15 protein-coding genes are annotated in these 7,679 nt (G+C 43.1%); 3 read left to right on the top strand and 12 right to left on the bottom strand.

Annotated features, from left to right (window positions below; all coding sequences use genetic code 11):
- Window positions 1–317 precede the first annotated feature (317 nt).
- Complete coding sequence (locus CAG60_RS11630) at window positions 318–560, top strand: type II toxin-antitoxin system ParD family antitoxin (RefSeq protein ID WP_002044787.1); 243 nt, start codon at window positions 318–320, stop codon at window positions 558–560.
- Window positions 557–856, top strand: a complete 300-nt coding sequence (locus CAG60_RS11625; protein ID WP_161438978.1) for a type II toxin-antitoxin system RelE/ParE family toxin — start codon at window positions 557–559, stop codon at window positions 854–856. Before CAG60_RS11630 ends, CAG60_RS11625 begins: the two co-directional genes overlap by 4 nt.
- Window positions 857–974: 118 nt before the next feature.
- On the opposite strand, the gene CAG60_RS11620 is transcribed toward CAG60_RS11625, so the two are convergent.
- The 11 genes from CAG60_RS11620 to CAG60_RS11570 all read right to left on the bottom strand — a co-directional run bounded on the left by CAG60_RS11620 (window position 975) and on the right by CAG60_RS11570 (window position 6,418).
- A complete protein-coding gene (locus CAG60_RS11620; protein WP_161438977.1) occupies window positions 975–1,307 on the bottom strand; it encodes a hypothetical protein in 333 nt (110 codons plus the stop codon).
- Window positions 1,308–1,737: 430 nt separating this feature from the next.
- Complete coding sequence (locus tag CAG60_RS11615) at window positions 1,738–2,505, bottom strand: TIGR02642 family protein (protein WP_161438976.1); 768 nt, start codon at window positions 2,503–2,505, stop codon at window positions 1,738–1,740.
- Window positions 2,502–2,948 (bottom strand): VRR-NUC domain-containing protein, encoded by a 447-nt coding sequence (locus CAG60_RS11610; protein ID WP_161426198.1) that lies wholly within the window; start codon window positions 2,946–2,948, stop codon window positions 2,502–2,504. Before CAG60_RS11610 ends, CAG60_RS11615 begins: the two co-directional genes overlap by 4 nt.
- Window positions 2,945–3,235: a nuclease domain-containing protein gene (locus CAG60_RS11605; RefSeq protein WP_161438975.1), complete on the bottom strand. Its 291-nt coding sequence runs from the start codon at window positions 3,233–3,235 to the stop codon at window positions 2,945–2,947. Before CAG60_RS11605 ends, CAG60_RS11610 begins: the two co-directional genes overlap by 4 nt.
- On the bottom strand, window positions 3,232–3,828 hold the full coding sequence (locus CAG60_RS11600) for a DUF1367 family protein (RefSeq protein ID WP_161438974.1): 597 nt from the start codon (window positions 3,826–3,828) through the stop codon (window positions 3,232–3,234). Before CAG60_RS11600 ends, CAG60_RS11605 begins: the two co-directional genes overlap by 4 nt.
- A gap of 190 nt (window positions 3,829–4,018) precedes the next feature.
- Window positions 4,019–4,345, bottom strand: coding sequence for a hypothetical protein (locus CAG60_RS11595; protein WP_161426201.1), 327 nt, complete (start codon window positions 4,343–4,345; stop codon window positions 4,019–4,021).
- Window positions 4,342–4,716 (bottom strand): hypothetical protein, encoded by a 375-nt coding sequence (locus CAG60_RS11590; protein ID WP_161438973.1) that lies wholly within the window; start codon window positions 4,714–4,716, stop codon window positions 4,342–4,344. The genes CAG60_RS11595 and CAG60_RS11590 overlap by 4 nt, the downstream gene beginning before the upstream one ends.
- A gap of 18 nt (window positions 4,717–4,734) precedes the next feature.
- The gene (locus CAG60_RS11585) at window positions 4,735–5,568 is read right to left on the bottom strand and encodes a hypothetical protein (protein ID WP_161438972.1); all 834 of its coding nucleotides are present in this window, start codon (window positions 5,566–5,568) and stop codon (window positions 4,735–4,737) included.
- Window positions 5,568–5,765: a hypothetical protein gene (locus CAG60_RS11580; RefSeq protein ID WP_161426203.1), complete on the bottom strand. Its 198-nt coding sequence runs from the start codon at window positions 5,763–5,765 to the stop codon at window positions 5,568–5,570. The genes CAG60_RS11585 and CAG60_RS11580 overlap by 1 nt, the downstream gene beginning before the upstream one ends.
- Entirely contained in the window at window positions 5,755–6,153 is a 399-nt protein-coding gene (locus CAG60_RS11575; protein ID WP_161426204.1) for a hypothetical protein, read from the bottom strand. Before CAG60_RS11575 ends, CAG60_RS11580 begins: the two co-directional genes overlap by 11 nt.
- Window positions 6,074–6,418 carry a helix-turn-helix transcriptional regulator gene (locus CAG60_RS11570; RefSeq protein WP_110167330.1) on the bottom strand — a complete coding sequence of 115 codons (345 nt, stop codon included), beginning with the start codon at window positions 6,416–6,418 and terminating at the stop codon, window positions 6,074–6,076. Before CAG60_RS11570 ends, CAG60_RS11575 begins: the two co-directional genes overlap by 80 nt.
- A gap of 119 nt (window positions 6,419–6,537) precedes the next feature.
- Between CAG60_RS11570 and CAG60_RS11565 the strand changes: the two genes are divergently transcribed.
- Window positions 6,538–7,197 carry a LexA family protein gene (locus CAG60_RS11565; protein ID WP_337247114.1) on the top strand — a complete coding sequence of 220 codons (660 nt, stop codon included), beginning with the start codon at window positions 6,538–6,540 and terminating at the stop codon, window positions 7,195–7,197.
- Window positions 7,198–7,387: 190 nt separating this feature from the next.
- Here the strand turns inward: CAG60_RS11565 and CAG60_RS16665 are convergent.
- Window positions 7,388–7,679: hypothetical protein (locus CAG60_RS16665; protein WP_237667777.1), on the bottom strand; the 292-nt coding region annotated here is incomplete at its 5' end.

Raw genomic sequence — 7,679 nt, 5'->3', positions numbered from 1 at the left:
TAATACGACCCTCTTTAATTAATTTAAAAACACCATAAAACATAAAAATTATTAATTATCAAACACATATTATATATGATGAAAGATTTCTATTCTTTGAGGTATGATATTCGTTAAGAACCCAGAATGCATAACGCCCATTAAGTAGGCCGAAACGCTACTACCAACTTTCCGCATAACACCGTAACCACAAAAACCAACGCATAGTAAAAATACCGCGCGTTGGTTGTCCCTCTTGAAGCGTTTGTATGCGCCTTGCCTTTGAAGCCATTTAATACCATAATTAGGTACTTATTGGTACTTTTGGGGATAAATTTATGGCTAAGAACACAAGTATTACCCTTGGTGAACACTTTGATGGTTTTATTACAAACCAAATTCAAAGTGGGCGTTATGGCTCTGCAAGTGAAGTTATTCGCTCAGCTTTGCGTTTACTCGAAAACCAAGAGACTAAACTGCAGACTCTCCGTCAACTACTTGTTGAAGGTGAACAAAGTGGTGACGCTGATTATGACCTTGATAGTTTCATCAATGAACTTGATAGTGAAACTAATCGATGAAACCATTTAATCTTACAACTGCAGCCAAAACCGATTTGCGTGATATCGCTTTATTTACTCAACGCCGTTGGGGCAAAGAGCAGAGAAACATCTACTTAAAGCAATTTGACGATTCATTTTGGCTTTTGGCTGAAAATCCCGACATCGGCAAATCATGTGATGAAATTCGAGATAGTTACCGTAAATTTCCTCAAGGTAGCCATGTGATTTTTTATCAGCAAACGGGCAGCCAACAGATTAGAGTCGTCCGTATTTTACATAAGAGTATGGATGTTAACCCAATCTTTGGCACTTAACGCCCGGTTCAGGGGCAGACAACGCTACTATCAAGTTTCCGCATAACAGCGTAACCACAAAAAGAAACGCATGACAAAAATGCCATGCGTTATGAATCTCTATTTTGTTGTATTTATTTTATACATCTATCCATTTCAGTGTACAGTTTCCATCATCATCTGGATAGTCATCATCAACACCAACCGTTACCCCAAGTGATGAAGCCTTTGCAGTAATAGCCACTTGTAACATTCTCTCGTCAGTAACATTGAGTATGACGTACCCATCTGAGTTAACTTTACAGTTTCCTGCATTTGTAAATTCATGCATCACATACAGCAACAGAAAATTTCTGGTAGGTTCAGACATATGATGAACACGAACCGAATGTATCGATCCTGAAGCTGTATACAGTTGTGCAACAGAACTAAAAGAAAGTACTGAAAGCAGTACAAAAAGTAATTTTTTCATTTCCACTCCAAAGATTAATTGAATATAACGTCCTGTTAAGATTTGAACAACACAACATCAAGGCCACACAGTTCATCTTAACTAATAAAAACAAACACATAACAAAAATGACATGCCTAGCGAACACCTCAACCATTCACTTGCATTTGGTCTTTCAACTCTGCTTTTGGAGCGTCAAAACGTCCCCTTAGCTCTCCTCCCTAAAAGACTCTATTGACCGTAGTGCACTGTTTCATTCGAAGTATCTACAGCCCTCTTATCACAATATTGTTTTCTTGAACCAAAAAAGCACAAGCTATTGATATATAACATAATTATCAAATAAGCTTACGGACAGAATATTCCATCAGTTGAATTAATTGTGAAACTAGAATATTCAAAATAAGTGCAACAGGTCACATATTAAGCCCAAATACTCCGCTTATATCCCCTAAAGCACCGTCCTTTCTGCCATCAGTCTGTTTTCTAGCGCATCTGCTGCATTTAGCTCGCACTGACAATAAAACGAAACAAGATCGGTGATCACCGGCTGATAGGTTCGCGTAAAATCTTGCTCAGTGATACGCGCTCCCATCTGTCTAAACTCTGAGTAAATGCGCTCTCGCGTTGGTTTAAAATAACCAATCCCATCACACGCATCACATCCCTTGTTGGCGCTAATGCCAGTCCCACCGCACTTTGGGCAACTCAGGGACTGACTTGCTTTTAGCTCTGCATAGGATAAAAGCTGCTGCTTTTCTTTTTCGATGTCATCAAGATGCCTATCTATCATGTACTGCAACTTAGCATTACCTGAACGCTCCATAGATTTAATGCGCTCGCGCCATGTTGAAATAAGCTTTTGAGAGCGTCTTGCCCTTCCTCCATATTGCTTATGCAAGGAACGTAATTTAACGCGCTGAGAATGAAGCGGTTTTTGCATTACTAGGCAATAAACGATATGCGCAACAATTGAAGCGTGAGCAACGTGCTCTTGCTTTACCTTATCGAGAATATGCGCAGACAGGGTTTTCTCTGCAGCAAGGTCGTTAAGATAACGCGCTTCAATAATCACCCGTCCTACAGGATACCCATGCAGCTCTGTTGATATCGCCCCGAGTATCACATCTGGCGTTAACCGTGTTCGTCCTGATTTTCTTTCGATGAATATTGGCTTGGGGGAGTGTAACTTGCTCAACAATTCCACGGCATAATTCATAGATCACCTGTCATATACTCAATAATTACTTGTTTTGCTTGCTCAGCACCCTTCGGAAATACGGTGAGATACCCTTGCTTGATGAGTTTTTCACTCATTGCCTTTTGCGCGTCAGAGATAGTTGAACGGTAGGGTTCTGGCGCTTTCATTTCGATGCGTAAGCCGTGGTAACCACATCTGGCCACATCAAATACATAATCGGCATAACCGGAAGTGCCGCCCATCTCGATAAAGTCTTTGCGCGCTTTTGGGCCTCTCTTCCCCTCATTGGGAATGTGAGTGAGATAGTCAGCAATCATAATCTTGTCGATCACCGTATTTTGCGCCCATTGATAAAACGCTCGACACTCAGCGGTTTCTATCTCGCGCACTTTACGCTTAGCCTTATCACCAACCATCGTGACATGCTTTCCGGCTATCTTCTCAATATCATAAGGATTCATGAAAATGCCAAAAGCCCCTGTTCAATCATGCTCTCTTGAGTCTCTTCCACCGCTCTTAGCTTGTCTGCGGCATAAGCCTCCCTACCTCGTCGATCAATCTCGGCATGGCAATCAGAGCAAGCGTAAACCACCATGTTGTCACCGGCTTTAATTCCCATACCTCGGCGAACACCAATATGCGCAGCCACTGTAGTTTCAGGATTGAAGTTACAAATACCCACTAAGCGCAATGTGCATGGCTTACCGCGCGCCGACTGCATGATTTTTTTACTACGAACAAGTGTCATACATACCCCAACATCTGATCCACCACATTTTCCATCTCTGCTTCACTGCCGAGATAACCGCCTGGCCTTACAATTTGATTCCAAATCACATTGAATGAGGCACGGTAAAGCTCGTTAAATTCGTGATCATCCATGTTGGCAAAGCTGATGGATTTCGGCTCTTTGCGAATAGCCCCATTCGGAAGCATGATCACCGAGTAGAAGCCAGCCTCCACAACGACCCAACGTCGATAAGCAAGAAAACTTTTCTCCGTCGCATAGCTAGATCTTTTTTCTCTCAACTTAGTCGTGAATGCTTTTTGGCATTCCTCAAGCACGTCTTCATAACCCAGTAGCTCAGATAAGAAGCCGGTATAGTTATCCAGCAGCTTGTTTTCGCTTGGGCATAACGTGCCACCTATTGGCTCCCAATAGTCAAAACCTAGCTTGAGTAGCGCCATGTATTTACGATGAAATTGCGGATTTCGAACCTTATTAGGTAGCTTGGGAAACTCAATCACATCACCAACGCGGTAGCGTTTTAATATTTCATCATCTTCTGGTGAGAGAGGGGCCAATCCTCCCGTTTTGCTTCGAACAAGAGATAGGCTCATTCGTCATCTTCCCGATCGTTACGCTGAGATTCACCCGAAATGCAATACAGCGTATATGCAGAAACACATGCGCAAACATAAGAGCCTATTGCTTTCCACCCATCGGACAGTTGAGCGTTGCTAAGCAAGAATCCCGTTGCAATAGCAACAATGGACACAATAAAAAACATCGATAACAAACGAGACTTAATCATACTTCCACCCCGATTTTCTCTGCGACTTGCCAGACGGTCTGTGCCGGAACTAGACGATAGCGCCACACCTGTTTTTTGTTCACCACTTGCAAGTTTTTCTGTTTCACTAACCCGTGTTTTGAGGGACTGACTTCTCGAAGCCTTGCAGAAATGGCCGCTTGGGTATCCCTGTCTGGATAGTGCGCGTGGATCATCTCTTCAATCTCACGCAGCGTATGCCAACCACCACTGGTCACCATGACCGCGACGACTCGACCAAACTGTGAGGAACTGAAATTGATCCGCTCAGCGTACTTGCTACGCTTCCACTGCTCTAAACTCATGCTACCCGCCCCTTTTTCATGCTCGCCTTCCAATGCTGAAAAAGCTGCTTCGAAACGTGTCTGTCCTTGTCGATGTCATAACACCAATTCAGCCAGTGATTCACCACGGCTCTTGTGGGTAACAGCTGATAACGGTAAATCCGTATATCGTGACTTTTGGCAAGCTCGAGTAGCGTGTTGACGTGTTTACTTGGTGCACCGTTTTTGGTCCATTCTCGAACCGCTCCGTAAGACACATTGCAAACTCGCGAAATGTAGAAGATGGCGTCTCCCCGTTCCATCGGCATCAATCGAATGAGTGAATTTATTGCATTCGCTTTCAGCTCGTTTCGCATGAGCCGATATTCTTCATCGGTAAAATTAATGGTCATTGGTCGTTACCTTTAAAATCAAAACGTTGGTTTTTTCCCTTGCTCAATCAGTTGCTGCCGAAACCGCTCCGAGGGGCTCAGTTTTGGCCAGCAATCGAGTCGAGGCAGTTTTTTAGGTGGCGAGTTCTGCGCTGTCATCGTTGGGGCGATTGGCACAAGGCGTTCAATCCAATCCACTTCAAAGCCTTGCCAGCCTCGTTCAGCGCAAAGGCCTAGTACATCATCGACACTCATGCCGAGTCGTTGGTGTGCCTCGAAGAGTTTTGATGCCAGTCGGTTGATCACGGTTTGAGTGATGGGCGCTCGTTTTTTGTCGCGCATGATTTTCCAGTCACGGAAGACTTGATCGCTCGGAGGTGATGGCCAGCAAGAAAAATCCAATTCTGGTTTTTTTGGTTTACTTTTTTCTTTACTGATCTTGGTACTCTGATCACTGGTATTCTTATATGCGGGATTTTTTTCCCTACCTAGTGGGGATTTTTCTCCCGACCTAGTAGGGATATTTTCCCCGCCTTGGTCGGGATTATTTTCCCCACCTCCTTCATGTTTATTCCACTGTTTTCCTTTGTCTGTTATTCGAACAAGAGGGCGATTTTGATGAGTGATACGTTCAATTAAGCCTGCCTTTTCAAGTGCGGCCATATGTCTTTTCACCGTATCAGGCTTATCCGTCAGGATAGGAAGCTCACAAATGACTTTATCTTTGCCTGACCACCAAAATGCCTCCCCATTAATGACCGTACATTTCCCCCACGTGGGGAGATCATGTAAGTAGCTAAATAGAATGGCCTGCTGAACATTCAGCCCCCATTCCATCGCTTTAGCTTGATTAATAAATAGGGAAAAGCGCATCAGTGCACTCCTTCAACTTTCCTCGAAAAATCAAAGGGATTATCAGTCCCCGACCCTAGCATTTGTTCAGCCATTCTTGCGCGGATCTGATCGCGGCGTTCGCCAGAGTAAATAGCGGCTTGCTCAACGACTAATTCCACAAAATCGCTATGATTAAGAGCAGGCTTTCTCGCCTGCCCTACCGTGTTATTGCTCATGTTGATATTTAACCCCGCGATCGTGTGATGAAGAGATGTGAATGACGGTATAATCACCATTCACGGTATATGGTTTGTGGTTTTCGAGTTGTTCGAAGAAATCCAGCCGTTCACCTCCCATTTTTTCCCATGCACTCATTACCCGATCTTTTAAATCAGGCTCACTGTTTAAAAGCGCGATCACCGCCTCGATCACCAACACATTACAAAGCACCGCTTTCTGAGCGCTGACTTCATTAGCTATCGCGGAAAGAAACGCACTCTCACCATAAGTAAAACGTGTCTTAATTTGTGCAACCCGCACTTTGTCAAACGGCAGTCCTTCCATGCCGACCGTGCGGTTTATCTTTAAGTTCTCGATTTTTTCTAGGATGTTGGTCACTTTCATTGGTCGTTACCTTTTGATAGGGGCCGTCTAGCGGCTTGCTTGTGGTTAAACTATTTTTATGTTTTGGGTTGGGGAATACGTCATCGAATGAACAATGTGCGCCGAGTTGGTTTAGGGCATTAACAATCTTCCAGCACTGATTGAAATCCGGAGTCCTTCTATTTGACTCATAGTGATAAACGGCACCTGGCTCAGTTCCAATCATTTCAGCTAGGTCATTAACAGAGATATTTACCTTTTTTCTTATCTCTCTAATTTGCTGCATTTTTCCACCTCCGGTAGCGCCAAACCATAAATATACATTATGTACACAAAACCATCAACATAATGTACATTGTGTGCGTTGCCTGTTTTTGTACATTTTGTATATTTAAGAGTATGAAAATGAATTGGACAAATCTGGTAAAATCCAGAATAAAAGAAATGGGGATAACCCAAGAAAAATTGGCCGAGTTAGTTGAAGTAACTCCTGGCGGGATGGGTCATTGGCTAAATAAAAGGCGCGAGCCTTCCTTAGAACAGATCGCGAAAATACTAAAAGCATTAAAACTCGATTCATTAACTTTGCACTCTGACGGGACTTTAGAATATCCCGATCAAGTAATAGCTAACGTGTCTAAGGTGGATATTCAACCTGTATATAAGGCGTGCTTTCCTGTGCTTAGCTCAGTTCAGGCGGGAGCATGGACAGAAGCTTGTGAGCCTTACATCCTAGCAGATATTAGTGAGTGGCATGAAACCACAGAGAGAACCAGCGATCGCTGTTTTTGGTTAAAGGTAGAAGGCGACTCGATGACCTCTGCAACAGGAGTTAGCTTTCCCGAAGGAACATTAGTGTTAGTGGATACCGAGCGCGATCACGAAAATGGCTCCTTGGTGGTTGCGAAGCTAGAAGATGTCAACGAGGCTACTTTCAAGAAGCTGGTCCTTGATGCTGGGCAGCGCTTTCTAAAACCTCTAAATACCAACTACCCTATCATGTCAGTGAATGGAAACTGCCGTATCATCGGGGTGGTTGTGGATGCTAAGTTAAAACTATTTTGAATCGCTCTCAATTTTATCGATTGAGAATCGACTCGATCCAGCTTTACTTCGTTGAGCATTCGATAGCCTGCTAGCAAGTTTCTGCCCCAAAATAATTTAGGGCTATAGCCCTAAACAATTCGTAACACTTATTTTTCCTTACTTTATCTAATGATTATGTGCTGGGGAGTGTTTTAAATTGAAATATCACTTAAAAAATCCAATCTGTTATTTTTTCTGGTTTACTGTCAATGCTGTATGCTTTTAACTCTTCCATTAACTCATCACGCCTTTTCTGAATAAACTGAGCCTCCTGAGATGAACATCCCAGCTTATCAAATATTCTTTTTGCAAAGTCACATGTGTCATAGTGTAATGGCGGATTTTTGACGAATAATTCCGTTATAATAGTCGTAATTAAATGTAGAGTGTCTTTAGTAAAGCATTCCGATGCTTCATCTTTTATCCGAGAAAATTGAAGGAGAGTTTTCATTATCAATTCG

This window comes from Vibrio sp. V33_P6A3T137 (genome assembly GCF_009904835.1).
GTDB classification, from domain to species: domain Bacteria; phylum Pseudomonadota; class Gammaproteobacteria; order Enterobacterales; family Vibrionaceae; genus Vibrio; species Vibrio metschnikovii.
This window is presented reverse-complemented; position numbering and strand designations above follow the sequence as displayed.

Coding starts and splice junctions, on each gene's coding strand:
- CAG60_RS11620 (WP_161438977.1), bottom strand. CDS start 1,307: ATGAAAAAATTACTTTTTGTACTGCTTTCAGTACTTTCTTTTAGTTCT.
- CAG60_RS11610 (WP_161426198.1), bottom strand. CDS start 2,948: ATGAATCCTTATGATATTGAGAAGATAGCCGGAAAGCATGTCACGATG.
- CAG60_RS11595 (WP_161426201.1), bottom strand. CDS start 4,345: ATGAGTTTAGAGCAGTGGAAGCGTAGCAAGTACGCTGAGCGGATCAAT.
- CAG60_RS11565 (WP_337247114.1), top strand. CDS start 6,538: ATGAATTGGACAAATCTGGTAAAATCCAGAATAAAAGAAATGGGGATA.
- CAG60_RS11600 (WP_161438974.1), bottom strand. CDS start 3,828: ATGAGCCTATCTCTTGTTCGAAGCAAAACGGGAGGATTGGCCCCTCTC.
- CAG60_RS11625 (WP_161438978.1), top strand. CDS start 557: ATGAAACCATTTAATCTTACAACTGCAGCCAAAACCGATTTGCGTGAT.
- CAG60_RS11585 (WP_161438972.1), bottom strand. CDS start 5,568: ATGCGCTTTTCCCTATTTATTAATCAAGCTAAAGCGATGGAATGGGGG.
- CAG60_RS11580 (WP_161426203.1), bottom strand. CDS start 5,765: ATGAGCAATAACACGGTAGGGCAGGCGAGAAAGCCTGCTCTTAATCAT.
- CAG60_RS11570 (WP_110167330.1), bottom strand. CDS start 6,418: ATGCAGCAAATTAGAGAGATAAGAAAAAAGGTAAATATCTCTGTTAAT.
- CAG60_RS11590 (WP_161438973.1), bottom strand. CDS start 4,716: ATGACCATTAATTTTACCGATGAAGAATATCGGCTCATGCGAAACGAG.
- CAG60_RS11605 (WP_161438975.1), bottom strand. CDS start 3,235: ATGACACTTGTTCGTAGTAAAAAAATCATGCAGTCGGCGCGCGGTAAG.
- CAG60_RS11630 (WP_002044787.1), top strand. CDS start 318: ATGGCTAAGAACACAAGTATTACCCTTGGTGAACACTTTGATGGTTTT.
- CAG60_RS11575 (WP_161426204.1), bottom strand. CDS start 6,153: ATGAAAGTGACCAACATCCTAGAAAAAATCGAGAACTTAAAGATAAAC.
- CAG60_RS11615 (WP_161438976.1), bottom strand. CDS start 2,505: ATGAATTATGCCGTGGAATTGTTGAGCAAGTTACACTCCCCCAAGCCA.